The following is a 25996-nucleotide window of genomic DNA, read 5'->3' on the forward strand; positions in this document are numbered from 1 at the left end:
CGACAAGCGCGGGGAGAAAAATATCGTTATTTGTCGTCAGTAGTAATCTTGTATCGCTACATCGCCATTGCAATCATTATGACAAATGAAGAGGTGTATACGTATTTATGAAACTATTTACATCAAAGCTCAAGATTTGGTCATCCCGATCAGGGAGGATAGTTCTGGCATGCTTACTCGCCTTGATGCTCATCCCATTCATGGGTGCAGGAAAGGTAGCCCATGCGACCTCGCCAACTTGGGCAGCGGTGGGACAATCTGTACAACCGTCCAACGTGCAAACCTTCCTCAAAGTGGGCGGGACGCTGTATGCAGGGACGGGGAACTTCAACAATGACGTATGGCGGAACACGAATGGCACTTGGACGCAGATGGAAGGCTCACCGGCAGGTGTGCGAACCTTGCTTGTTGATGCGGAGGGCACGTTGTATGCGGGTTCTTGGGGTGACGGCGTGTCGACGTACACGGCCAGTGACGGTTGGAAACAGATGAGCGGCTCGCCGGGCAATGTGTATTCCTTAATCGATGTCAACGGCACGCTATATGCGGGGGCTTCTAGTGGCATTAACAACAGTAAAGATGTATGGACTTACGACACTACTGCGGCTACGCCTGCATGGACACAGATGACGACCAGCAATACGCCGACTGACGTGCAAGCCTTAATTCATGTAAATGGAAAACTATATGCAGGGACGTTTAGCAATGGCATTTGGGCGTACAGTAACGGGGCATGGACGTCGATGAGCAGCACGCCAAGTGGGTCTAACACATTAACAAATGTAGTTTCTTTAGTTGATGTCAACGGCACGCTGTACGCGGCGACTTTCGGCGGAACCCACAATGTCTGGACGTACAGTGGCGGTACATGGACGCCTATTTCCAATTCGCCGCGTTATGCGCGAACCTTGTTCAATGTGGGCGGCACGTTGTATGTAGGGACTGCTTCCACCTCCGATGATATGTGGACATGTACGAGCACTTCATGTACGCATATGTTCGGATCTCCGGGCAACATATATGCTATGCTTGATGACAACGGGACGTTGTATGCAGGGACGAAAAATGGAGACAAAGACGTGTGGACGTACAGGAATGGCGCATGGTCACAAATGGGCGTTGTGCCAGGCGATACTAACACTTTGCTGAGTGTCAATGGTACGCTGTATGCCGGGACAAATAACGACACGAATGCCGTGTGGGCGTACACGGCCAGTAGCGGATGGACACGGATGAGCGGCTCGCCGGGCTATGTGTATGCCTTGATTGATGTGGGCGGTACGCTATATGCGGGGACTTCAAATGACGACAATGACAATGACGTATGGACTTATGACACAACCGCGCCTACGCCCGCATGGACGCAGATGACGAGCAGCCATGCGCCGAGTAATGTGTATGTCTTGCTCAATGTAGGCGGTACGCTATATGCAGGGACGAATAACGGTGACCATGACATATGGACCTATGATACTGCCGCGACTACGCCCAAATGGACGCAGATGACGGCAAGCAATATGCCCAGTAATGTAAATGCCTTGCTCAATGTGAATGGTACGTTGTATGCGGGAACAGGAATTAACGACGTATGGACGTATGACATGAGCGCGACTACGCCCGAATGGACGCAGATGACGATGAGCAATGTGCCGATTAGTGTGCATGCCTTGCTCAATGTCGATGGAACGTTGTATGCGGGGACTTTTAATGGTGGCAATGATGTATGGACTTACGATACTAACGCAACTGCACCCGAATGGACGCAGATGACGACCAGCCATGCACCGAGTGATGTGAATACCTTGATCAATGTGAATGGTACGCTGTATGCAGGGACTGATAACGGTAATAACGACGTATGGTCGTATAGCAACGGCACATGGGAACAGGTAAGTGGCTCGCCGAGTCAACTGCATTCCCTCCTAGAGGCAAATGGTAAGCTATATGCAGCGGGACTGCACGGTGTACATCAAATGACCTCTCCCGGAGCACCTGTGAATCTGCAGGCCAGCAGCACGACGACTACATCGACTACGCTATCATGGGATGCCGTAGCAGGAGCGAAAGGCTATTACCTCTACAAGGATGGAGGCAATACGGCGATTGCCACTGTGACCAGCGCCACCTACATGGTGAGCGGGCTGGCACCGAACAGTTCTTATACGTTTGTGGTGAGTGCATTCAATGCGGCCGGTGAATCGGCGAAGAGCGGGGCGATCCCTGTTCAGACACTGAGCACAGCCGCAACGTTGACTTCGACAATAGGAACGGTAAGCAGTGGCAGTACCGCGAATGAAAGCATCACGAACATTCCATACGGCACAACGTTAGCTGACCTCAAGGCAGCGATCACGCCAGCAGCGAATGCAACGTTTGAGGTGTACGATGCAGACGGAATAACCGTAGCTACAGCTTTGGCAACCGGCGAGAAGGTAATTGTTACCGCGCAGGATGGGACCACGAAGGTCACGTATACGGTAGCGGTTATCCCGGCGTATACGGTGATGTATAACGGCAACGGCGCTACATCTGGCAACACGCCGACCGATAGTGGCTCGTATGCGCAGGGCGCCATAGTTTCGGTGTATGGCAACACGGGAAATCTGGTGAAGACCGGCTACACGTTCGCGGGTTGGAACACGCAAGCAGATGGCAACGGAACGACTTATACGGCAGGTACTACGCTCAGCATGGCAACGGCTAATGTGACGCTGTACGCGAAGTGGACGGCGAATCCGACGGTGAATCCTACCTACACCGCAACCTATAACGGTAATGGCAACTCCGGAGGCAGCGCACCGACCGATAGCGGCTCGTATGCGCAGGGCGTCACAGTTTCGGTGTATGGCAACACGGGAAATCTGGTGAAGACCGGCTACACGTTCGTGGGTTGGAACACGCAAGCGGATGGCAACGGAACGACTTATGCCGCTGGCGCTACGTTCAGCATGGGAACGACGAACGTGATGCTGTATGCAAAGTGGACGACGAATCCGACGGCGAATCCTACCTACACCGTAACCTATAACGGTAATGGCAACTCCGGAGGCAGTGCACCGACCGACAGCAGCTCGTATGCGCAGAGCGTCACGGTGTCGGTGTACGGCAACACGGGAAATCTGGTAAAGACCAGCTACACGTTCTTGAGTTGGAACACAGCTGCGGACGGAAGCGGAACGAATTATAACGCAGGCACTACGTTCAGCATGGGGACGATGAATGTGATACTGTACGCGAAATGGACGGCCAACTCTTCAATCGGCGGCGGTGGAGGTTCATCATCAACGTCCACAAGCCATATAGTTACCTCGACCGACGGTACACTGACGCTCCCCGTCGGCAAAATGGGTGAGGTTAGCTTGGGTGATGCGGTTAACATCTCGATTCCTGCCGATGCTTCCGGCAAAGAGCTGAAATTAACGATTGAAAAAGTGGCGGACACTCAAAAGTTGCTTACGAAAAACGATGTTCTGGCCAGCCCGGTATTCGAAATTCGGAAGAATTTCCCGGAGAACTTCAGCAAGGAGATCACGCTGACCTTCACCTTCGATCCGAAAAGCATGAAGAAAGGTCAACAGCCTTCCGTATTCTACTATGACGAAGCGAAGAAGGTATGGGTGAAAGTCGGTGGCACGGTAAACGGCAATACCATCACCGTAAAAGTTAATCACTTCACGAAGTATGCGGTATTCGGCGAAGGGCAAGATTCAGATTCGACGGCAGACACGAAGCAGGCGGTCAACTTCAGCGATATCTCTGGACACTGGGCGGGAGCTACCATCAAGCAAGCGGTAAGCGCCGGAATCGTCAGCGGCTATCCGGACGGCACGTTCAAGCCGGATCATACCGTAACGCGCGCGGAATTTGCGGTCATGCTAATGAACGTGCTCAAACCGCAAGGAGACGGCTCGGTACTATCGTTCACCGATAAGGCAAAGATCGGCGCTTGGGCGCAGAAGTCGGTCGCACAAGCGGTGTATGCAGGTATCATTACAGGCTACGAGGACAGCACTTTCCGTCCGGATGCCGAAATCACTCGCCCAGAGATGGCAGTGATGATCGCCAAGGCGCTGGGACAGTCAGTTGAAGCTACAATGGCAACAGGCTTCGCGGATGACAAGGACATTCCGGGCTGGGCGAAAGGCGCAGTGGCGGCCATGAAGAAGCTTGGCATTATCGAGGGCAAAGGCGCGGACAAATTTGCTCCTGTGAATAAGACTACGAGAGCAGAGGCAGTAACGGTGTTATTGAAGATGCTGGCGCAAAAGAGCAAGTAAATGAACCTCTGCAAGACTGCTTTGAAGTCAAATTCAAAGCAGTCTTATTTGTGAATAAAAGGTTCAAACGGTTTGGACAACATGCATATCAACATCGAAAAGGTGCTTATCGGCACCGGAGTAGTAAGAGTGGGATGCGGCTGAGCGGCGACGAATTGTGGATTTACCCATCAACGGCTCACCTCCATTAAAGTACGGAAAAGACACCTTTCGAGGTGTCTTTTTTGTTTTAATGGTGGTGATAGTAGGAGTTGAACCCCTACAGGGTTTGCCCGCGCGGACCGGAGCGTAAGCGGAGGGAGCACGGCAATCAGGCCGATGAAAGTTATGGATCTGCGGCCGCGATTGGCCGAAACCGGGAAGGATGTTAGGAGTCTGCTGAGAACATACTCTTTGTTTTTACTTCATAATGTCCATGATATAATGGTTTTAAAATCCAATAATGATTTTCTGGAGGTAACAATGAAAGTCGGCAGAAACGATCCATGCCCTTGCGGCAGCGGAGCCAAGTATAAGAAGTGTTGCATCCCGAAATATGACCAGCCGATTCCCCAAGCGGTGGAAGCCCTTGTGGATTTCGAGAGCTTTGTCGCACGTGCTTGGACAGCGGAGAAGCTGGCGGTGATGAGTGAAGCCGAGATTTTGGGCAAGTTGAATGAATTGGGCATCAGAACGAATAGAACTCAATTTGCCAAAGAGGCTGCAAGGCATATCAGAACTGACGAGATTAGTGAAAAATGGATAAGCCGATTAGCACCGTCAATCGATGATTTTGATGAGGACTTTCCTTTGTTGGCTGCAGATGAGCTTTGGAAGAGGTGGCTTCCGGATCAATTCTCCTTATACCACTTAGAGGATATGCTTGAAGATTATTTGGACAATGATCCTGATGAAAGAATACTGGAACGATTTTGGGGAATATGGGCGGCGATTAGAGATCATATTCTTCTTCCCTATAAGTGTCGCTCATTAGAACAGTTTATGGAAAGATTCGACTTTCCATATGAAATGAATGCTGTTTTCTTCGATACGGAACCCGACATGGTAGAAGAGTGCCGGAACCGGCAGGAGGAGGACCTTGAAAGCTGGGACCGTTTAATTCTATTATATCAGGATATGCTGAAGCATTTGACGGACATGAGTATGGTCAATAGATTGAACTTACGCCGCTCGTATGCGTTAGCACATTTTTATAAAAGTGATATAAACAAAGGCAATACGCTCTTTAAGCAGCTGACTGACGAGCACCCCGAATGGGCTTGGGGATATGTCGGATGGGGGGATGTGTATAATCCACGGCTTAGCTTTACGTCAGCAAGCGATAAGAGTGAAGCGCTGCGCTTGTACCGTCTAGGGTTAGAGAAAGCTTCGTCAGACAAAGACATTTTGGAAGAACGGATAAAGGAACTGATGATTCAATGAAACGAGGGAATCTGCCATTGTCGGAACTCGAATCGCGGGCGATTCTGAGGGCTGCCGACGATATCATCGCCGAAGGCGGACGAACGTTGCTCTCCAAAATTTTGAAGGGCTCGAAAGAAAAGAAATTGTTGGAGCTGGGATTAGATCGAAATCCTTCGTACGGTTTCTACAGGGACCTCTCCTTGGAGCAGATCATGGTTAAAGTGGATCAAATGATTCACACCGGATTTCTGGAAGTCGAGATGCGCGGCAAGCTGCCCATGATCGTATTCTCTTCGCGCGGCTGGGCAGTTGAAAGAGAACGACGTGCCGAAGAATTTCTGCAGGAATGAGATCGTTGGATAGAGAACAACATTACTCCGATCAGCATGGAATATTTGAAAGAACGTAACAGGGGAATGGTTTTCTTGTTCCTGTACAAAATTTTATGCTCCGGGAACCAGAAGTACATACCTTATTTGACTCAATGGGAAAATATCGATTTCAAGAAAGTTCAGGCTGAGATTCGGAAGGTAATCGAAGTGTTGAAGCAGCTGGAGGAATTGGAAAATCCGGAATGGGAGCGGTTAAAACGGGAATGGGCTACATCATTGCTTATCCGGACGAGCGATCCGATTATCATGGCGTGTCAGCAATGTGGCGCTCGTTTCATATTCGATGAAACGAACCCTGATTATTACACGAGTGAAGGTTTACGTTTTCCAGAAAGGTGTTTGAACTGCTTGGAAAAAGTCTAACTGCATTAATAGCAGTGATAGCATCAGCGGCGTAGGAGTTACTTACATCACCGAAGTTACCTTTGGATGCGTCCTTCGTTACGGCGTTGAGGTTGATTACTCGGGACAAGATGACTGCCATCTCTTCACGGGAAATTGTTTTGTCTGGTTGGAATGACCCATCACCATAGCCACCAATTACCCCTGCTTTAGCAAGGCTCTCGATAGCTTGTTTTGCCCAATGGTTGCCGATGTCATTCAGGTCTGCATGGTTAGTACCTGTCGAGATCGCGAATACTCGAGTGATAATGGACGCAAACTCAGCGCGAGTGATTGGAGCGTCCGGTTTAACTGTACCATCCCCGTAACCTTGGATGATGTTGAGCTTAACGAACGTGTCTACAGTCTTTTCAGCCCAGTGACCTTTGACGTCAGAAGGTTCTACTGTTGGAGTCGTGCTTGCTTTGTGCTCCTCGATTTGTTGCTTGATAACTGCAACTACGCTCTTGTCCGGAGGAACGGATGCAATATTCTAAGTCATTTTAGAAAGCAGTATCATGCAAGGTCTGTCAAATCCTGACTCAACTCCAATAGATACGCTACTCGGCTCGATATTGTACAGTATTTAGTTTCCTTGAGCGTTCCCTAATGCTTAGCGTATAAAATACCCGATTATCTAAACGAGCATGTGAAAAAACCTTGGAATATAAAGGACTCATTTTCAGGTCTGATAGTCCCTCAAATTCTGCGGTGGCAGCCGATTTTGCTTCCGTGGAACAATGACAAAAAAACGGCTCTGTTCGCATCGATTGCGAAAGAGCCGTTCTTTGTTTTTCTTAGGATTTCTCGAAATAGATGCCTAACTCACTGAAGGCCCCAAGATTCATCTTAAGATCTTTGGCTGATTTCGCAATAGGGCATCAGGAAAAATCATCTATTTTCACGACCGCCACAGATTTGATCGACGGTGCCATAAACAGACTAGGAGATCAGTCTGCCTTTATGAAGAGACTTCAAATTTTTATTGGAGTTAGAAATGATAGGGAGCATTTTCAAGCTACTAATCATGGGAGAAAGGCAGTGATGGCAAGTTGGGACGTACTCAAACGAAAAATTGTCCCGAATCCACCCCTTACAATCTTCTTTATTGCATGCCCATACTTTGGTGTTTTCCTGAACGAGATCCTCTAACGATTTTCTTCGAAAATACATAGTTTTCTCCTCCTTAGATAAAAAAACTGCCCTTAACACTTGTTAAGGGCAGTTCACTGTGAATTACAGTTTTACAACATTTTCGGCTTGAGGACCGCGGTTACCTTGAGCTACATTAAATTCAACGCGTTGTCCTTCGTCCAACGATTTGAATCCATCCCCTTGAATCGCGGAGAAATGAACGAATACGTCATTTCCGCCCTCCATTTCAATAAATCCAAAACCTTTCTCTGCGTTAAACCATTTCACTGTTCCTGTTTCCATAATAAAATTACCTCCAAATTGTTATTAACATGCTTTTTTAAACAAAAAAAATCACACATTGAAAAAGGTACCATTACACAAATGATCACTTTTTCAATATGTGAGTTTATGTTAAAGCTGTTTAGAACCTAATAGTAGCACACAAAAGTGTGATAAGCAAATTTGTATTGTTCTCATTTTCCTATATGACATATGTCATACCGTCTACATGATGTTTATGACTGCAACAAATTGAAAGAGGTGTCTATAATGAAGATAGGATACTACGACTGATATTCGCTAACAAGTCCTGTGCACCATATCGAGGAGGAACTATACAATGACACAATCCACGCTAACCAACTTAAAAAAACAGGTTGCCCCTTATGAAAAGTCAAATACGAGGGCTAGTATCAAACAGCTAATTAACACCTTAGGACCTTTATTCGTACTATGGTTAGCTGCGTATCTAAGCCTATCTATATCATATTGGATCACACTACCGATTACGATGATCGCATCAGGTTTCGTTATACGAACTTTTATCATTTTCCATGATTGTTGTCATCAATCGTTCTTCGAAAGCCGTAGAGCTAACGAAGTAATTGGTACGATTACGGGTATACTTACACTCTTTCCCTATCAGCAATGGAAGAATAGTCATTCTATCCATCATGCAACGAGCAGTAACCTCGAGAAACGTGGAACAGGTGATATGTGGGTACTTACTGTCGACGAATATGCGGCATCTTCCTTATGGGTCCGAATTGCGTATCGGTTATATCGGAATCCATTTATTATGTTCGGACTTGGTCCCATCTTTTTGTTCCTATTTACGAACCGTTTTAATACGAAAGGTGCAAGACGCAAGGAAAGAATCAGTACTTATATGACGAATATCTCCATCCTTACATTATATGGGCTACTGATCTGGATAATTGGATGGCAGTCGTTTGTTCTGATCCAAGCTCCAATCATGTTCGTAGCGGGCTTGATGGGAATCTGGCTGTTTTATGTACAACATCAGTTTGAAGACTCTTACTTCGAGAAAGAGGATGAGTGGAGTTATGTGAAAGCCGCGGTAGATGGAAGCTCCTATTATAAGCTGCCCAAGCTTTTGCAATGGATAACAGGAAATATCGGGTTTCACCATGTACATCATTTGAGTCCGAAAGTGCCAAATTATAATTTGGAGAAGGCGCATAATGCAACGCCTCCGCTTCAAAAAGCAACGACCATTACAATCGGCACCAGTTTGAAGTCGCTAGGTTTCCGTCTATGGGATGAGCGCAACAAAACGTTTGTCGGTTATAAAAATAATAAACAGGTACACCTTAAGGAAGATGAGAAAGATCCTTTGGGGAACCCAATTAAAGTCCTTAAGTCGAGCTTACAAGGGCGGTAAATACATCGTTTCATGTTTATGCTAAAATATAATTAAAACTATGTTGAAGAAAAAGAGGCTAAACGGACCATGCACAAGTGGTATCAAATATTTCATAAAAACACCGGTCTTAGTCCGTATGTGTGGGTTGTCTTTTACATTCTTCCTTTTTATTTCATATTTCGTTCTTCTGACACTTACCAAATTGTATTAGGCACAATCATGATTATTGTATTCTTTAGTTGCTACGTGCTTTCCTTCGTGTCTAAAGGATGGATCGTGTACTTTTGGACTAGTGTACAAATTGCAATTTCGATTACCATGGCCTTAGTATTCAGCTATGTGTACTTCTCACTGTTTTTAGCATTTTTTATTGGCACGATGAAAAGTCGGGCAGGGTTTATCACGTTGTACTGCATACATTTAGTAAGCACGATTGCAACGATTAACTATGGATTGGTATCACAAAATCCTGTTTTTTTTACACAATTGCCTTTTATCATTATTAGTGTAATTGGTGTTATTCTCATTCCAGTCACCACGTTCAACCGAAATAGGAGTGAAAAACTCCAGGGACAGTTGGAGGATGCAAATAAGCGGATTTCCGAGTTGGTAAAGCTAGAGGAGCGTCAAAGAATCGCCCGCGACTTACACGATACACTTGGTCAGAAACTCTCATTAATTGGTTTGAAGAGTGATTTGGCTGGGAAATTAATTAGCAAAAATCCGGCGCAAGCACAAATCGAAATTAATGATGTTCGTCAGACAGCTAGAATTGCGTTAAAGGAAGTTCGGGAAATAGTAACGCAAATGCGCGGTACGAGACTAGTGGAAGAGATGTTTCGAATCAAACAAATTTTGAAGGCTGCAGAGATCGACCTCATTTTGGAGGGAGATCCGAAGTTAACCAACACTTCCCTGATCAATGAAAATGTGTTGAGCATGTGTTTGAAGGAATCGATTACGAATATTATCAAACATAGCAGTGCTACTACGTGTTCGATTTCCATTGAGCCATCACCAAGCGATCTCGTTATCAAGGTTTGGGACAATGGGATCGGTATGACGAAAGAATGTCTTGTGTTACTTGGGAATGGATTGAGGGGCATGAAAGAGCGGCTTGAGTTTGTAAATGGTTGTATGGAAATTGTCTCAGACAATGGAACTTTGATTGTTTTTAAAGTGCCGAATGCCTTCATACCAATGGAAAGGGAGGTAAGAATATGATTCGAATTGTGATTGCTGAGGACCAACGGATGCTGCTGGGCGCACTTGCTTCCTTACTTGATTTGGAAGAGGATATGCAGGTCGTTGGTAAAGCAAGCAATGGCGAGGATGCTGTGAAACTGGTTAAATTGCATAAGCCAGATATTTGTGTCATGGACATCGAGATGCCAATAATGAACGGTTTAGATGCGGCTGAGGAACTAAAGGGATTGGGTTGTAAAGTCATTATATTGACCACGTTTGCCCGTTACGGGTATTTTGAAAGAGCCGTGAAGGCAGGTGCCAACGGTTATTTGTTGAAAGATAGCCCAAGTGAGGAACTGGCTACCTCGATCCGGAGTGTAATGGCTGGTAGGCGAATCTATGCCTCAGAGCTGGTAGATGAGACTTATAATGAAGAAAATCCTTTGACCGAGAGGGAAAAGGAAGTGCTAAACCTGATCGCCGACGGTAAAAATACCAAGGAAATCGCTGATCACATGTATATAACAAGAGGTACCGTTCGCAACTACATTTCTGTTATTCTCGATAAGCTCAATGTCAGTAACCGAATTGAGGCTATTATGCGTTTCAAAGAGAAGGGATGGTTCAAATGACAGGCCAAAAAAAGATAAACGGGTACCCATAGATTGGACACTTTGAAAAAAGGTGTTCAGGTTTGTGGGTATCTTTTTGTATACTATTTGGGTTCAAGCTGAAAGTGGGAGGCCCATCGTTTGACGGTCGTTTGCTTACTAATTCGAGGTCGTCAAACCGCACCCTGCGCCGCTGACAAAGGAAGTGCCGATTCGTTAAACAAAGTTTAATTACGAGCGTTTCCGCATTTTCCGTCCTCCAGATAACAAAACCGCTACATCCCGAGACTAGGGACAAGAAACAATGTGGTATAATATAGTTAAACGCATTTATAAAGGGGTCACATTTCTATGACAACCGATCAAATCTCGCAATTCGAAAAGAAAATCATCATCCGCAACATTGAACGCGGAGATTTCGATAAAATCATCGCGCTGCAAAATATTTGTTTTCCGAACATGGGTCCCTGGAAGCTGGATCAATTAGAAAGTCACATCCGCACGTTTCCCGATGGTCAAATGTGCGTCGAGCTCGACGGTGATATTATCGGCTCCTGTTCTAGCCTGATCGTGAACTTCGACGATTATTTGGAGCAGCATACGTATTCCGAAATCACGGACAAGGGCTATATTCGCAACCATAACCCTCGGGGCGGGAACCTCTATGGGATGGAAGTCATGGTGCATCCGAATTTCCGTCGCATGAAGATTGGCAGAAGGTTATACGAGGCAAGGAAACGGCTGGCGGAGCAGCGTAACCTCAAGAGTATTATCGTAGGGGGACGCATCCCGGGGTATCACAACTTTTCCGATAAGTTGTCGCCAAGATCTTACGCGGAGGAAGTGTTGCAGCAGAACATCTACGATCCGGTGCTGACCTTTCAGATGATGAACGGATTTACGCTGAAGAGGATCATTACCAATTATTTGTCCGATGACGCCGATTCTGAGAATTTCGCGGCCCTGTTAGAATGGAATAATATCGAATACAGGCCGAGCATCAACAAGACGCTTTATAAAATGTCTTTCCCCGTCCGCATTTGCGTGGTCCAGTATATGATGAAGAAGATCGATTCTTTCGAGGAATTCGCCACCCAGTGCGAGCATTACGTGGACGTGGCATCGGATTACAAATCCGATTTCGCTGTTTTCCCGGAGAACTTCACTATGCAGCTGCTTTCCTTCTTGGATGAACGGTCTCCGAGCTTGGCCGTCCGGAAGCTCACGACATATACCACCAACTATGTGGAGTTATTCTCCGAACTCGCGGTCAAATACAACGTAAATATCGTAGGCGGCTCCCACTTCGTCGAGAACAATAACCGGATCTACAACGTGGCTCACTTGTTCCGCCGGGACGGTACAATTGAGCAGCAATACAAGCTGCATATTTCTCCGAACGAGAGGAAGTGGTGGGGCATCAATGGGGGTAGCTCACTCGGGGTGTTCGACACGGATTGCGGTAAAATATCGATTCAACTCAGCAGCGATATCGAGTATCCGGAGTTGTCGCGTATCGTCGCGGAGGAGGGAGCGCAAATTATATTCGTTCCTTTCTGCGCGGAAGATAGGCAGACGTTCTTGAGGGTGAAGTACTGCGCACAGGCCAGGGCGATCGAGAACCAAGTGTTCATTGTGACCGCGGGAACGGTAGGAAATCTAACCCATGTGGACAACGTAGACGTTCAGTACGCCCAGTCCGGTATCTATACGCCGGCCGATTTCTCCTTCTCTCGCGATGGCATCGCGGGGGAGTGCAGCGAGAATACGGAGACGGTCATCATGGCCGAGGTAGACATGGAAACGCTGGAAAGGTACCGTAAGTCCAACGATGCATTGTCGTTCAAGGATCGCCGGACGGACATTTATTCCTTACAAATCCGTACTTAAAATATACCAGAGGTGCATATGAAGAAGCTAAAGATAGCAACAACGCAATACGGTCTCACCGATATCCGTACCGAAGAAGAGTTCTGGACGGGAATCGATACGAAGGTTCGGGATGCTGCCGAGCAGGGCGCCTCCATGATCGTGTTCCCGGAATACATGACGGCTCACTTGCTAAGCTTAGAGCCGTCGATGCTGCACGATGAAGCGTGCTATTTTCTGGACGGGTTGACGGTTAAATATATCGAATTCTTCGGAGAGCTAAGCCGAGAATGCGATATTGCCATACAGGCGGGGACGCATATTTGCTTAAAGGAAAAGGGTGAGTACTCGAACAAGGCATTCCTTTTCTTTCCAGACGGACGGGTGGAGACGCAGTGCAAGATGCATCTTACGCCGGAGGAGCAGATTCGCTGGCCTCTGGTCGCGGGCGACGAGCTTAACGTATTCGACACGGAGTGGGGCAGGATGGCGATTTTGACCTGTTACGACATCGAGTTTCCGGAGCTGGCGAGGGCAGCCGCGCTTCGCGGCGCGGAACTGCTTCTATGCCCTTCCTATACCGATAGTTCCTTCGGGTACCATCGCGTGCGGCATTGCGCCCAAGCGAGGGCGATCGAGAATCAACTGTTCGTCGTATTAAGCGGTCTCGTTGGAGCCTTGTCCGAGGATCGTCCGCAGGTGGACATTGGTTTTTGCCAAGCGGGCGTATTCACCCCATGCGATCTACCGTTCGCCGCGGATGGCATCTTGCAGGTCGGAGAAACGAACGAAAACAGGACGGTCCTGGCCGAACTTGACTTCCACAGGCTCCGAGAGAATCGCGAACGCGGCGCGGTAGCGCCCTTCTACGACCGCCGCCCCGATCTATACGAACACGAACACAAGAAGACGCTACTGTAAACCGATAAGCCGTTTGGCCCCTTGCGAAGGAGGGGCCAAACGGCTTTTGTAGTACCAGAAAGGGAAAAATTCCCGAATCGAAAAGAAATCTTAAGGTAAAAGGAAAATTTTGGGTTCTATCTGTCAGGAGATTACTTTATCGTTGTAAAACGGCCTTCACAAATCACATTTACTGTTGAAGATAGTAATGTGCATTATATGGGGTGCAATTTGAATTACTATAGGACTAGATTCAACTAGGAGAATCCTACAGATTCGCCCGCATATCAGCAGCCATCGCAGAGATTCCTCTACGATGGCTGCTTTTTCTGTTATTGCCTCGGCCACAAGCAATTTTTTGGCGCTCGATGCCCTTATAGCACCACAACGATTCGTCCAATATGTCATCAAAATACAAATTCAGGTCACGTAAGAGGTGTGTGGAGCTTTGTGCGGCGATCTATAATAAAGACAAATCATACGAGGAAGGAGCGTGACCAATCGCGATGTTGCATTCGTGGAAGTTTTTTCGAAAATATAAGGTGCTATTGCTAATGATGATGCCGGGATTTCTCTACTTGCTGCTGAATAATTATTTGCCCATGTTCGGCATTGTAATAGCTTTTAAAAATATCAACTATGTAAAAGGCATATGGGGCAGCGACTGGGTGGGCTTCAAAAACTTCGAATTTCTATTCCAAACCAGGGACGCTTATATCATTACGAGAAATACGCTTCTTTATAATTTTTCCTTTATCATAATCAATATGGTCTGCGCGGTGATGATCGCCATACTGCTGAATGAGATCCGCAGCCGGCTGGCAGCCCGATTTTATCAAAGCTTTGTTTTACTGCCTCATCTATTCTCAGCTATCATCATCAGCTATCTTGCCTTCGCTTTCCTCAGTGCGGACTACGGGTATTTGAATCATAAGGTGCTTCCCTTTTTCGGTCTGCATCCACTGAACTGGTACAATGAGCCAAAGGTTTGGCCATATATTCTTGTGATCGTCAATTCCTGGAAAAGCGCTGGATATTTAAGCATCATCTATCTGGCTGCGATTGTGGGTCTCGAAAAAGAATATTATGAAGCAGCCGTTATTGACGGGGCGAATAAATGGCATCAGTTTACGAGGATTACTATTCCTCTGATTGCTCCGGTAATCATCATTATGACGCTCTTGCAGGTCGGCCGAATTTTTAATTCGGATTTTGGATTGTTCTACCAGGTTACAATGAATTCTGGATCCATTCTGGAGACTACCAACGTAATCGATACCTATGTATATCGCGCTCTTATGAATATGGGGGACATCGGGATGTCGTCTGCGGCAGGCTTGTTCCAATCTGTAGTCGGATTCGTACTGATTTTTACCGTTAACTTCATTGTTCGCAAAATCAGTAAAGAAAATGCTTTGTTTTGATAGGAGAGAAACTTAATGCAAAATTCATATGCGGTTTCGAAAGGCAGTAGGAGAAGCATCCCGAAAAAACGCAAAATTCCCTGGTATCAGGTGTGCCTCAACCTATTGTTCGTTATAGTCGTTATTCTGATTATGTTGCCGTTGGTTCTAGTTCTATCGGTATCGTTCTCCGATGAAAAATCAATTTTCGTTAATGGATATGCCTTTATTCCTGAAAAATTAAGCTTGATGGCTTATTCCTACATGTGGCAGGATAGATTTTCAATTCTCCATGCTTATGGTGTTACCATAATGGCTACGGTAATCGGATCCGCAATAGGGTTGTTGATGACGGCTATGTACGCGTATCCGATTTCCCGGCGTGATTTTCCACTGCGGAATGTATTTTCATTCTATGTCTTTATCACAATTCTCTTCGGCGGCGGGCTTGTCCCCTGGTACCTTGTCTATACGAATTTACTTAATGTCAAAGACAGTATACTTGCGCTGATTTTACCGGGGTTATTGATGAATGGCTTCAATATTCTGGTGATGCGGACCTTCTTCCAGGGCATTCCATCCTCACTGATGGAATCGGCTACTATCGACGGTGCAGGAGAATTCCGAGTCTGGTGGCAGATCGTCATGCCACTCTCGCTTCCCGTTCTGGCCACCATCGGGTTATTCAATACACTGGCCTATTGGAACGACTGGTTTAACTCCATGATCTTTATTTCGGATGCCAAATGGTTCAGCCTTCAATATGTCATGCAAAAAACGTTAATGGATATTCAGTTTTTATCGCAGCAATCGGGTACTGGCAATGCTTCCGCCCTCCTGGCCACGACGCCGACGGAGACGATGAGAATGGCCATGGCGATTATCGGTGTCGGACCTATTGTGCTGGCGTATCCGTTCTTTCAACGTTATTTAGTGAAAGGATTGACTATCGGTGCTGTGAAAGGCTGAAAAGTCAACGATAAGGGGGTGATTCCGAAAGGTCAGGCGCTTGCGAATATTCGGAATTTCAAGCTGGTTTTTAACAATACTGAACGAAAGTTGGAGGTCGGGCAATGAAAAAACAAATCGGAGTTCTATTTAGTGCGGTTATGGTGTTAACAGTTATTTTATCTGGATGCTCGGGTAAAGGAACCGACTCTGCGGGTTCCTCCGCAAGCGCCTCCCCTTCGGTAAGTCCAAAAGGAAGCAAGCTGGATCCTTATAAGCTGGTTATGGTATATCCAAACACTACGGCTAAGGACTTGAAGCTGGTACAGGATGAATTAAACAAATATTTAACAGAGAAAATTAATGCTACGATTGAACTAAAGCCGATCGATTGGGGCGCGTGGAATGATAAAGCGAATCTGATGTTTACGTCCAACGAAAAATTCGATATCATGTTTGCAGCTTCATACTTGAGCTATAACGCTAATGTCACGAAGGGCCAATTCATACAGGTCGACGACCTGCTGAATAAATATGGTCAAGGAGCCAAAGATACGCTTGGACCCGATTGGATTAAGGGAAGTCAAATTAACGGTCACAGCTATGGGGTACCAACCCTGAAGGAATTCGCGGGTGGCGCGGGCTTACTTTTCCGGAAAGATCTAGTGGCGAAATATAATATTGATTTAAATGCGATCAAGACATTTAACGATCTTACTCCTATCTTTCAAACGATCAAAGATAAGGAGCCGGGTGTGACACCGCTGGTTCAATCAGGCACCTTGAACTTCACTGGCTTGATAACGGGGTACTCGCTAGATGCACTTGGTGACGGCTATGGAGTTCTTGATTCAGATAGCGGCAACATGAAGGTTGTTAACTCACTTGAAACTAAGAAATATACGGACATCGTCTATCAGATGCGGAGTTGGAATCAGGCTGGATTTATTAACCAGGATGCGCCTACTCTAAAGGATGATCAACTGTACAATTTAATGAAAGCGGGTAAAGGCTTCGCATTTGCCGTACCGACCAAGCCAGGTAAAGACGCGGAAATGAGCACACAGCTCGGGGTGGAACTAGTGCAAAAAGATTTCATCAAGCCGCAAACAACCACGAGCGAAGCAACGGGAGCGATGCTGGCGATTTCTCGCACCTCTGCGAATCCGGAACGAGCCATGATGTTGATCAACCTGCTGTATACGGACCCGTATTTGATTAATCTGCTGGATTTTGGGATCGAAGGCAAGCATTATGTCAAGAATTCAAATAATATTCTGAATTTCCCTGATGGCATCACCGCTCAAACCAGCGGATACAATCCCGGCATGGCCTGGATGTTCGGCAATCAAATGAATACATACTTGTGGAGCAATGAGGACCCGAACAAGTGGGAGAAATTTAAGAAGTTTAACCTCAGCTCTTCTAAATCACCTGCCCTCGGCTTCGCATGGGACCCAACTAACGTTAAGAATGAAGTGGCAGCAAGCGGAAATGTCAGGACAGAATACAACGCAGCCATCAATACGGGAACGATTGATCCCGTGAAATCACTTCCGATTTATATTCAGAAGCTGAAAGAGGCTGGACTGGATAAGATTATTGCTGAGAAACAAAAACAATTGGATGCATGGGTTCTTACTCAAAAAAAATAAACGAAGCACCATGGAGTAAAGCGTGAATCATACAGGTTCTCGCTTTTCCCCATTTATATTATAATAACTCTGGATCGATATATCAGCTATCGAAAGGAGTGGATGTCAGTATGACCTTGCGAATGAAGGTGATTCTCGCGTTTGGCCTGATCACCATTCCGCTTGTCAGCTTTTTACTCTACACCAACTACTATTCTAGTCAGGTTGTAAGGGAGCAGGTGGAGAGTTACAATTCTGCCTTGCTGACCCTGTATGGGGATCAAATCGATCAGATGCTGGAAACAAATAATAGCTATCTATACAAGCTGGCCAACCAGGAGCCTCGCATCCGTTCCCTGATGTACAATATAAATAAAGGGGACGAATATGTGCTGACCCGGGTTGCGGTTTCCGAAAAGCTGTATTCGGATTTCCCTTATAATAAAAATGTGTATTTGGATTTTGTTTACATTCCGCCCAATCAAGATTTGATTACGGCCCAGCCTACCCAGAGCTCGTATGAAGAATACGTAAGCATTCATGATTTCCTTCGAGGCTTGTTTAACGATGCAGCGAACCGTGAGAAGTTAATGGAATTCAAATTCCTATGGACAAGCTGCCAAATCAAAGGCGAAAAATTTCTGCTAAGCATCGTAAGCACCGATACGAACACCTACGTCGGGGCTTTGATCAAGATCAATGATTTAATGACGCCGCTCCAGTTGATTGCACGGGACCGCAAGATCAGCGCTTATTTCCTGAACACCCAAGGACAATGGCTTGCCCCAACGCTTCCGGATGCCGCAGATGAAGTGACGAAAGCGGTTCGGGAAGCGGGAAGCGTTAATCAAGGCGTACGAGGAAAAGATACCTATTTGCTTGTCCAACATCGGATGAGGCTCTCGGACCTGGTGCTTGCGGTGATGATTCCAGAGAAAGTAATGCTTCAGCAGGTCCCTCTGTTCCAGCGGATTACTTATGCGATTCCATTCGCTGCGGGAATATTGCTGCTTATCTTCCTAATGTACCTGCAGAAGCTAGTTATTAAGCCGATGCAGCGGTTGATCCAGGTTATGCGTCAAATCAGCAAAGGAAATCTGGATATTCGCCTCACCACCGATCATTCCTACGAGTTTAGCCTGATTGACGCTACGTTCAACAATATGGCATCTCAAATTCATGATTTGAAAATCCATGTCTATGAAGAAGAGATACGTTCACAGAAGGCCGAGTTGAAGCAACTACAGTTGCAGATGAATCCACACTTTCTTTTTAATTCCCTCAACATTATTTATAGCCTAGCGGAGACAGGCAAGGTTCAACTCATTCAGCAAATGACACGGCATATGGTCGGTTATCTTCGGTTTTTTGCCCGTTTGAAAGACCATCTGATTACAGTTGGAGAAGAGATGGAGAACATTGAGCACTACATGCAAATTCAGATGCTGCGTTTTCCGAAGCATTTAGACTACAAATGGACGATAGACGAGTCGATCGGTGAAGTCCTAATTCCTCCTCTTACTATTCAGCCGTTCGTCGAGAATGCTATAAAGCACGGTTTTAGGATGGGAAAAGATATCTTCCGTATTCGCGTTTCGGTAAGCTCCCAAACGAAGGACGAGAAAGGTTACTATGAAATCCGAATTGAAGACAACGGGAAGGGATTCCCAGCGGAATTAATTGAGAATTTGACCGAACGGATGGAGGATCGCTCGTTCACGGACGAGCACATCGGGATATGGAACGTGTTTCACCAATTAAAGATGCTTTACCATGGAGAAGCAGAGTTGAAAATTGCAAATTTGGAGCCGCACGGGGCTTGCGTGAGCATTCGGATTCCGCTCCGATTGATCGGACAGAAAGAGGGGGAAACTCGCCATGTTCAACCTATTGATCGTGGATGACGAAATTTATGCCGTAGAAGCACTTAAATCGGGTGTTAAGTGGGCCTCCCTAGGTTTCTCGGGTATCTATGAAGCCTACAATATCCAGGATGCGCAGGAAATTCTCAAGATGACAACCATTGACTTAGTCATTTGTGATATCGAAATGCCAGGAGGAAACGGTTTTGAGTTGCTCGAATGGATTCGGCTCTATTATTTGGATATGGCGACGTTGTTCCTAACCTGCCATGCGGAATTTAAATACGCCCAGCGGGCCATCCAACTCGGCACCCATGATTATCTGCTCAAGCCCGTGGATTATGCGGACTTGAAGGAGACGGTCCGGAGAATCGCCAAGTCGATGCAGGAGGAGCGGGAGTGGAAGGCGTCGCAAGGGATGGCGCAAGCGTTCTGGGAGACGAAAAAACCAATGCTGGTCGAGCGGTTTTGGCAGGATGTGCTCAGCTCCCGAATTGCGACTTCCACGGAGCCGATGGCGAAAGCTTTGCAGGAGTTTGCGGTTCCGTTCAACCCCGAGCAGATGGAGGTTCTGCCGATCCTTATCAGTATTGAGGAATGGACGCAGGTTCTTACCGAACGGGATGAAGAGCTAATGGAGTATGCGATGCGCAAAGTTGCCGAAGAGATTGTTCTCAAGGGGATGGCTGGTTGCACCATTCAGGAACGGAACGGTGCGAATGTCATTTTCCTGTATGTTGACAAGATGGCGCGAATGGATATCAATGAGATCGTCCGTCGGTGTGAAGCCTTCATCCAGTACAGCATGCGGCACTTTTACTGCAAGGCTTCTTGTTATATTGGTGAACCGTCGCCTATCGAGCAGACGAAGCTGATCTGTGAAGCACTATTGAAAATAGAGTTTGACAACATTAAGAGATCTCAGACCGTCCATCTCTACAAGTCGATGAAGGAAGAACCAGCTCGCTTCCGAGCCTTCGATCTGTCCGAGTGGCCGTCCTTGATCGAACAAGGCGATGAGACAGAGTTGCATCAGCGAATTTATCGGTTGTTTGCGGCCTTTAAGTTTGAAGGCGGCAATGCAGAGTCACTTCTGATCTACTATCACAGCATTTTGCAAACGATCTATTCCGTGCTGCACAAACGGGGGAAATATGTACAGGAAGTATTCGCGGAGACGGAAGCACTCGAGATGGCATTAATCCCCAAGACGATCCGACAGATGGAAGAATGGGCCGTTCGGGTGACAGGGGTGGTCAGTCGTTATGTGAAGACGGATGAAGACTCCATCGTAAGAAAGGTGAAAGATTACATTCACGCGCATCTAGATGATCGCATCGAGCGTCCGGAGCTGGCGGAATTGGTGCACTTGAACCCGGCTTATTTGTCGAGACTTTTCAAGAAGGAGACGGGCGAGTCATTATCGGAATATATTCTGACCGAGAAGATGAAGCTGTCCCAGCAGCTTCTCCGCGGCAGCAGCAAGCCCATCAGCGAAATTGCGCAGGTGGCTGGATACAGTAACTTGTCCTACTTCTCAAAAGCTTTCAAAAAGATGTTCAACGTCAGCCCGCTAGCCTATCGCAAGGGAGAGCTTTAAACCTGCTGGAAACTACTAAAAAAGCATCCTAGCGGGTGCTTTTTTGCTTAGGTCTTTAAGCGTGGGCTGCAAATAGACGAGAATACAAAAAAAGTTGACATCGATAATGATATTCATTATCATTTATAATTGATTAGAAGATACTGGTATTTTGCTTTCTCGAATGTTCGCCGAGCAGTTTCACATTGTTTACGGGAAGAGGGGGAGCGTAGTTCGGCTAAAGGAAAGGAAATAAGGGTCGGATAACTGTCATTATCGTAATCATTACATCATTTATAAGGAGAATGTATTTCATGAGTCAGAGATTAAAGCCTTTAGTTGTATTACTTGCCGTGCTGCTACTTATAGCAGGCTGCGGAGCCAAATCGGTAACGAATAGCGGTGCTTCTCCATCGGCTAGCCCCGAGGCCGCAAGCGCTAATGCTGAGCGGGTCATCAAACATGTGAGGGGCGAGGCCAAAATCAAGGGAACACCAAAGCGCATTGTCGCCCTTGAATGGAAGTATGTGGAAGAACTTCTCGCGCTCGGCATTCAGCCGGTTGGCGTTGCGGATATTGCTGGTTACAAGAAGTGGATCAGCGCGAAGCCGGAGCTTGCTGCCAATGTTCAAGATGTAGGAACCCGTCAGGAGCCGAGTCTGGAGTTGATTACCTCGCTTAAGCCGGATCTGATTATTGCCGCTGGGAATCGCGTCAAAAATAACTATGAGCAGCTTAGCGCCATTGCACCAACGCTTGTGTTCGACCAGTATTTGGAGGATACCTCGAAAAATCAATACGCAGAGATGGAATCCCACTTCAAGGTTATCGCAGACATTGTCGGCAAAAAAACCGAGGCAGATGTTGTGTTGGCCGACTTGAACAAGTCATATGAAGCTGCGAAGACGAAGCTTCAAGCGGCAGGCAAAGCGGGAACCGACTATGTGCTGGTGTCGGCTTCCTCGAACCAAAATGCGGTTTCGTTACGTCTGTTCCTGGATAACTCCGCGGCAATCGAAGTGCTCAACCGGATAGGGTTGAAAAACGCCTATAAATCCCAAAAATATGAAACAAACGGCTTCTCGACAGCTTCAGTAGAATCACTTCTACCGGTTCAGCAAGCCAACCTCCTCTACGTTGTTCAACCAGACGACAACGTATTTGCGAAACAATTGAAGGATAATGATGTGTGGAAAAGTCTTACGTTCGTGAAAGAAAGCCGTCTGTATCCGCTTGGCGGCGATATGTGGCTGTATGGCGGCCCTGGCTCCTTGAAGTTGCTTGTGGAAAAAACGGTTGAGCAGTTGACGAAAAAGTGATGACGCAGCCGATCGAAATTGCATCAAAATCAATGGCGAGATCTACATGGAAGAAGATCGCGGTATTCGGGGGGGGCTTAGTAAGTCTCGCCCTTCTTTTTTTTATCAGTCTTACGCAAGGGGAGGCTGATATAACCGTTCAGGACGTGATCAAATCGCTTCTGTCTGCGGGGGATCAGCAGTCACATCATGTTGTACTGGGCATGCGGCTGTCTCGAGCGACGATGGGTGTATTGGCGGGAGCCGCTTTAGCCGTTGCAGGAGTGCTTCTCCAGACGGTGACTAAAAATCCATTAGCCTCTGCTGGGACATTCGGCATCAATGCTGGCGCTTATTTTGTGATTGTTGCTGCAACTGTTTTTGTCCCATCCTTGGTTTTTTCCGTCCCGCTTTTGCTGGCGCTGATTGGTGGTCTTGGTGGCGCGATGATCGCCTATTTTCTGGCAGGAGGAAGAAAAGGCACGCCCGTTCGATTGGCGCTGGCAGGCATGATTGTGACAATGGCGCTGGCTTCATTCACGAGCGCTCTCCAGTTGTTATTCGAGAATGAAACCAACGGGCTCTTTATGTGGGGCTCCGGTTCGCTTGTTCAGAACGATTGGAAGGGCGTGCAGTTCTCATGGCCTTGGATTGTATTAGCATTGATGATTCTAATGTTTTTCGTACGGACGTTGGATCTGCTTGAACTTGATGAGGAAACAGCGCGATCCTTGGGACAAAGGGTCGGTGTTGTGAGGCTGTCTGCGCTGATTATTGCGATATTATTAGCCTCGGTCGCCGTAAGTGTAGTAGGGCCAATCGGCTTTGTAGGCTTGATTGCTCCACATCTCGTTCGGCTGATCGGATACCGCAGACATCTGGTGTTAATCCCCGCAGCGGCTCTTTGGGGGGCTTCGGTTGTGGTTGGAGCCGATGCAGTCGCTAAGTTGGTTCGCAGCACGATTGGGGAGCTTCCTGTTGGTACGGTTACGGCTGTGCTTGGAGCGCCATGGCTTATCTGGCTTGCCGTCCGAAGCACGCGATCCCCAAAGTCGGGGGAAACAGGCTCCTCGATGAGCGTTGGAACGGCTCGTTTCAGATGGCATTATCCGGTTCTGATCGCAGGGGCGTTCGTGCTTCTAATTGCCTTGTTAGTGTTCGGCTTGACTCAAGGCAGCTTAAAAGTGCCTGTCGGTGAAGTGATGAAGGTATTGACCGGTACAGGACAAGAAATGTATCAGAATATCATTCTTAAGCTTCGGCTCCCTCGCATGCTCGTTGCAGTGCTGGCTGGTGCGGGACTAGCTATTTCTGGCGTCCTGCTTCAAGGGGCCGTCCGTAATCCGCTTGCCGATCCTTCTGTTATCGGCGTAACTTCTGGCGCAGGTGTTGGTGCGTTGCTGCTGATTGTTGTATGGCCTGGTGCGGCTGGTTTCCTGCTTCCTGTTTTTGCATTAGTAGGGGCTGCACTTGCTGCAGCTGCCGTTTATATGCTTTCCTGGCGTAAAGGGTTGCATCCGACCGTGGTTACTCTTGTCGGTATCGCGATTACTGCGATGGGGTCGGCCATCATTCATTTTCTTGTTATTAAGTCCCAGATGCATGCTGCTTCTGCTCTTGCTTGGCTTGCAGGAAGCACATATGGTCGCGGTTGGGGCGAATTCCTATGGATGAGTGCCGGTTTAATCGTGCTTGGCCCTTATGCGTGGTATTTAGGTCGTCGCATTGACCTTTTGTCATTTAGTGATAATACCTCTCTCGGATTAGGCTTGCGCCTAAGACAAACCAGGCTCATCGCAGCCATGGCCGGGGTTGGGCTAGCGGCGCTGGCTGTAACTAGTGTCGGCACTGTCGGGTTTATCGGTTTGCTAGCTCCGCACGCGGCCCGCATCATGGTTGGTCAGAATCATAAACGGTTGGTCGTACTGGCCGCGATGCTAGGCGCCATCCTAATGATAGCGGCAGATCTGGTCGGCAGGGTCATCATTGCCCCGAAAGAGATTCCTGCCGGCTTAGTCGTAGCGGTAATCGGCACGCCGTATCTGCTTTGGCTTATGGCAAGAAGCGCCAAAGCGAAGTCTTATTAATAAATCATGAAGCGTTTCTACAACAGTACATGACCTTGAGATGACAAAAGTGATTTCAAGGCGGCGAGTTGTGGGGTTGTCGAGCCAAGGCTCACCTCCATAAGGCAAATCCACCACCGTTGCGGTTGTGGATTTTGCTTTCTTTGAGGAGAGGAAGTGAATGCGTAATGACGTTACTTTCAGACAGGTAACTCGACGAAAAACCCTTATGTCCAGGCTATGCAGCCACATTTTCATCTTGTGGCTTCTAATGGACTTTATTATTCACCGGATCGGACAACTAGTCGGCTCTTCCAGACCCGCCAACATGCGTAGAATCGTCGTTTTGCCGCCGCCACTGGGCCCCAGGAAGCCGATCAATTGGCCTTGCTGCACGCTAAACGACACATCGTCGGCAGCCTGAAAGCCACCGAATTGTTTAGAAAGCTGTCTAACCTCGATCTGCATGTTCCTTCCCCCGTTATGTTTCCGATTGTTCCTGTTTCCACTCAAGGAACCGTTTGACCAGCAGTGTAACCAATGCAAGTCCGACCAATAAGGTTGAAAAAGCGAATGACGCCGCATATTTGTATTCCTGATACAAAATCTGAATGTGCAGCGGAATCGTGTTCGTTTCCCCGCGGATGTGCCCGGATACGACGGACACCGCACCGAATTCACCCATTGCCCGCGCGTTGCACAGGATAATGCCGTACAGTAATCCCCATTTGATGCCCGGCAGCGTAACTTTCCAGAAAATGTACCAGCCCTTAGCACCCAGCGTTGCCGCAGCTTCCTCCTCCTGCACCCCCTGTGTCTGCATGACGGGAATTAATTCCCTCGCAACGAACGGGAAGGTGACAAAGGCAGTTGCCAGTACGATGCCCGGCAGTGCAAAAATAATCTGGATATCATGGGCATTCAACCATGGCCCAAACCAGCCTTTGGCTCCGAATAGGAGCACAAAAACGAGGCCCGCAATAACGGGTGAAATCGCGAAAGGCAGATCGATCAGCGTGATCAACACGTTCTTGCCCTTGAATTTGAACTTAGTGATAGCCCATGCGGCGCACACGCCGAAAATAATATTCATCGGCACGGCGATCGCCGCCGTCTTGAGCGTTAAGATAATGGCGTGCCTCGCTGCTTCATCCTCGAAGGCAGAGAGGTAGACTTCGAGGCCTTTTTTAAATGCCTGCACAAAAACAGTAATTAACGGAAGTACCAGCAGAAGAGCCATGTATACAAGCGCTATGCCAATTAGCGTCCACTTCACCCAAGGGGCTTCGGTCACATGCTTCGGCCGTTCGGCCTTACGACTGTTTGCTTTAATATTCGTCACAACTCCCGCCATGTTGCGGCTCCTCTCCTTCTATTTAAG

Annotated in this window: 20 protein-coding genes and 1 pseudogene; 16 read left to right on the plus strand and 5 right to left on the minus strand. The window is 47.3% G+C overall.

The window, feature by feature from the left end; genetic code table 11:
• The first annotated feature begins 107 nt into the window (after positions 1-107).
• The 4 genes from IEY34_RS22875 (at position 108) to IEY34_RS36935 (ending at position 6436) form a co-directional block, all read left to right on the plus strand.
• Entirely contained in the window at positions 108-4277 is a 4170-nt protein-coding gene (locus tag IEY34_RS22875; protein ID WP_189015456.1) for an S-layer homology domain-containing protein, read from the plus strand.
• Positions 4278-4739: 462 nt separating this feature from the next.
• Positions 4740-5699 carry a YecA family protein gene (locus IEY34_RS22880; RefSeq protein ID WP_229757790.1) on the plus strand — a complete coding sequence of 320 codons (960 nt, stop codon included), beginning with the start codon at positions 4740-4742 and terminating at the stop codon, positions 5697-5699.
• Positions 5696-6031: an RQC domain-containing protein gene (locus IEY34_RS36930; RefSeq protein WP_229757791.1), complete on the plus strand. Its 336-nt coding sequence runs from the start codon at positions 5696-5698 to the stop codon at positions 6029-6031. Before IEY34_RS22880 ends, IEY34_RS36930 begins: the two co-directional genes overlap by 4 nt.
• Positions 6032-6106: 75 nt before the next feature.
• Entirely contained in the window at positions 6107-6436 is a 330-nt protein-coding gene (locus tag IEY34_RS36935) for a zinc-ribbon domain containing protein (protein ID WP_229757792.1), read from the plus strand.
• Here the strand turns inward: IEY34_RS36935 and IEY34_RS22890 are convergent.
• The 3 genes from IEY34_RS22890 to IEY34_RS22900 form a co-directional block, all read right to left on the minus strand.
• Positions 6348-6944 (minus strand): S-layer homology domain-containing protein, encoded by a 597-nt coding sequence (locus tag IEY34_RS22890; RefSeq protein WP_189015504.1) that lies wholly within the window; start codon positions 6942-6944, stop codon positions 6348-6350. The two genes, IEY34_RS36935 and IEY34_RS22890, sit on opposite strands and share 89 nt — an antisense overlap.
• Positions 6945-7396: 452 nt before the next feature.
• Complete coding sequence (locus IEY34_RS22895) at positions 7397-7627, minus strand: cold-shock protein (RefSeq protein ID WP_189015460.1); 231 nt, start codon at positions 7625-7627, stop codon at positions 7397-7399.
• Between the two features lie 63 nt (positions 7628-7690).
• The gene (locus IEY34_RS22900; protein WP_056625586.1) at positions 7691-7891 is read right to left on the minus strand and encodes a cold-shock protein; all 201 of its coding nucleotides are present in this window, start codon (positions 7889-7891) and stop codon (positions 7691-7693) included.
• Between the two features lie 319 nt (positions 7892-8210).
• On the opposite strand from IEY34_RS22900, the gene desA reads away from it, so the two are divergent.
• The 12 genes from desA to fhuB all read left to right on the plus strand — a co-directional run bounded on the left by desA (position 8211) and on the right by fhuB (position 24636).
• The gene (gene desA / locus IEY34_RS22905; protein WP_189015462.1) at positions 8211-9275 is read left to right on the plus strand and encodes a Delta(5) desaturase DesA; all 1065 of its coding nucleotides are present in this window, start codon (positions 8211-8213) and stop codon (positions 9273-9275) included.
• A 69-nt stretch (positions 9276-9344) separates the two neighbouring features.
• The gene (locus tag IEY34_RS22910; protein ID WP_189015463.1) at positions 9345-10481 is read left to right on the plus strand and encodes a sensor histidine kinase; all 1137 of its coding nucleotides are present in this window, start codon (positions 9345-9347) and stop codon (positions 10479-10481) included.
• Entirely contained in the window at positions 10478-11077 is a 600-nt protein-coding gene (locus tag IEY34_RS22915; RefSeq protein WP_056625596.1) for a response regulator transcription factor, read from the plus strand. The genes IEY34_RS22910 and IEY34_RS22915 overlap by 4 nt, the downstream gene beginning before the upstream one ends.
• A gap of 330 nt (positions 11078-11407) precedes the next feature.
• A complete protein-coding gene (locus IEY34_RS22920) occupies positions 11408-12946 on the plus strand; it encodes a bifunctional GNAT family N-acetyltransferase/carbon-nitrogen hydrolase family protein (protein ID WP_373291316.1) in 1539 nt (512 codons plus the stop codon).
• Between the two features lie 18 nt (positions 12947-12964).
• Positions 12965-13846, plus strand: a complete 882-nt coding sequence (locus IEY34_RS22925) for a nitrilase-related carbon-nitrogen hydrolase (RefSeq protein WP_189015464.1) — start codon at positions 12965-12967, stop codon at positions 13844-13846.
• Positions 13847-14379: 533 nt separating this feature from the next.
• On the plus strand, positions 14380-15249 hold the full coding sequence (locus IEY34_RS22930; protein WP_189015465.1) for an ABC transporter permease: 870 nt from the start codon (positions 14380-14382) through the stop codon (positions 15247-15249).
• 15 nt (positions 15250-15264) lie between these two features.
• Positions 15265-16197, plus strand: a complete 933-nt coding sequence (locus IEY34_RS22935) for a carbohydrate ABC transporter permease (RefSeq protein ID WP_189015466.1) — start codon at positions 15265-15267, stop codon at positions 16195-16197.
• A gap of 104 nt (positions 16198-16301) precedes the next feature.
• Positions 16302-17831 carry an ABC transporter substrate-binding protein gene (locus tag IEY34_RS22940; RefSeq protein ID WP_189015467.1) on the plus strand — a complete coding sequence of 510 codons (1530 nt, stop codon included), beginning with the start codon at positions 16302-16304 and terminating at the stop codon, positions 17829-17831.
• Positions 17832-17941: 110 nt separating this feature from the next.
• Positions 17942-19714 (plus strand): sensor histidine kinase, encoded by a 1773-nt coding sequence (locus IEY34_RS22945; protein ID WP_189015468.1) that lies wholly within the window; start codon positions 17942-17944, stop codon positions 19712-19714.
• Positions 19689-21272, plus strand: a complete 1584-nt coding sequence (locus tag IEY34_RS22950; protein WP_189015470.1) for a response regulator — start codon at positions 19689-19691, stop codon at positions 21270-21272. Before IEY34_RS22945 ends, IEY34_RS22950 begins: the two co-directional genes overlap by 26 nt.
• Before the next feature lie 293 nt (positions 21273-21565).
• Complete coding sequence (locus IEY34_RS22955; protein ID WP_229757794.1) at positions 21566-22570, plus strand: ABC transporter substrate-binding protein; 1005 nt, start codon at positions 21566-21568, stop codon at positions 22568-22570.
• Positions 22570-24636, plus strand: a complete 2067-nt coding sequence (gene fhuB / locus IEY34_RS22960; protein ID WP_229757800.1) for a Fe(3+)-hydroxamate ABC transporter permease FhuB — start codon at positions 22570-22572, stop codon at positions 24634-24636. Before IEY34_RS22955 ends, fhuB begins: the two co-directional genes overlap by 1 nt.
• 279 nt (positions 24637-24915) lie before the next feature.
• Here the strand turns inward: fhuB and IEY34_RS22965 are convergent.
• Positions 24916-25083 (minus strand): annotated as a pseudogene (locus IEY34_RS22965) (ATP-binding cassette domain-containing protein); the annotation flags it as partial.
• A 13-nt stretch (positions 25084-25096) separates the two neighbouring features.
• The gene (cysW, locus tag IEY34_RS22970) at positions 25097-25969 is read right to left on the minus strand and encodes a sulfate ABC transporter permease subunit CysW (RefSeq protein ID WP_189015483.1); all 873 of its coding nucleotides are present in this window, start codon (positions 25967-25969) and stop codon (positions 25097-25099) included.
• Between the last annotated feature and the right edge of the window lie 27 nt (positions 25970-25996).

Source organism: Paenibacillus marchantiophytorum, from assembly GCF_014640555.1.
Classification (GTDB): domain Bacteria; phylum Bacillota; class Bacilli; order Paenibacillales; family NBRC-103111; genus Paenibacillus_E; species Paenibacillus_E marchantiophytorum.

Excerpts from the sequence above, each read along its gene's own strand:
- IEY34_RS22875 (WP_189015456.1), top strand. The coding sequence starts at position 108 with ATGAAACTATTTACATCAAAGCTCAAGATTTGGTCATCCCGATCAGGG.
- IEY34_RS22880 (WP_229757790.1), top strand. The coding sequence starts at position 4,740 with ATGAAAGTCGGCAGAAACGATCCATGCCCTTGCGGCAGCGGAGCCAAG.
- IEY34_RS36930 (WP_229757791.1), top strand. The coding sequence starts at position 5,696 with ATGAAACGAGGGAATCTGCCATTGTCGGAACTCGAATCGCGGGCGATT.
- IEY34_RS22895 (WP_189015460.1), bottom strand. The coding sequence starts at position 7,627 with ATGTATTTTCGAAGAAAATCGTTAGAGGATCTCGTTCAGGAAAACACC.
- IEY34_RS22900 (WP_056625586.1), bottom strand. The coding sequence starts at position 7,891 with ATGGAAACAGGAACAGTGAAATGGTTTAACGCAGAGAAAGGTTTTGGA.
- desA (WP_189015462.1), top strand. The coding sequence starts at position 8,211 with ATGACACAATCCACGCTAACCAACTTAAAAAAACAGGTTGCCCCTTAT.
- IEY34_RS22910 (WP_189015463.1), top strand. The coding sequence starts at position 9,345 with ATGCACAAGTGGTATCAAATATTTCATAAAAACACCGGTCTTAGTCCG.
- IEY34_RS22915 (WP_056625596.1), top strand. The coding sequence starts at position 10,478 with ATGATTCGAATTGTGATTGCTGAGGACCAACGGATGCTGCTGGGCGCA.
- IEY34_RS22920 (WP_373291316.1), top strand. The coding sequence starts at position 11,408 with ATGACAACCGATCAAATCTCGCAATTCGAAAAGAAAATCATCATCCGC.
- IEY34_RS22925 (WP_189015464.1), top strand. The coding sequence starts at position 12,965 with ATGAAGAAGCTAAAGATAGCAACAACGCAATACGGTCTCACCGATATC.
- IEY34_RS22930 (WP_189015465.1), top strand. The coding sequence starts at position 14,380 with ATGATGATGCCGGGATTTCTCTACTTGCTGCTGAATAATTATTTGCCC.
- IEY34_RS22935 (WP_189015466.1), top strand. The coding sequence starts at position 15,265 with ATGCAAAATTCATATGCGGTTTCGAAAGGCAGTAGGAGAAGCATCCCG.
- IEY34_RS22940 (WP_189015467.1), top strand. The coding sequence starts at position 16,302 with ATGAAAAAACAAATCGGAGTTCTATTTAGTGCGGTTATGGTGTTAACA.
- IEY34_RS22945 (WP_189015468.1), top strand. The coding sequence starts at position 17,942 with ATGACCTTGCGAATGAAGGTGATTCTCGCGTTTGGCCTGATCACCATT.
- IEY34_RS22950 (WP_189015470.1), top strand. The coding sequence starts at position 19,689 with ATGTTCAACCTATTGATCGTGGATGACGAAATTTATGCCGTAGAAGCA.
- IEY34_RS22955 (WP_229757794.1), top strand. The coding sequence starts at position 21,566 with ATGAGTCAGAGATTAAAGCCTTTAGTTGTATTACTTGCCGTGCTGCTA.
- fhuB (WP_229757800.1), top strand. The coding sequence starts at position 22,570 with ATGACGCAGCCGATCGAAATTGCATCAAAATCAATGGCGAGATCTACA.
- cysW (WP_189015483.1), bottom strand. The coding sequence starts at position 25,969 with ATGGCGGGAGTTGTGACGAATATTAAAGCAAACAGTCGTAAGGCCGAA.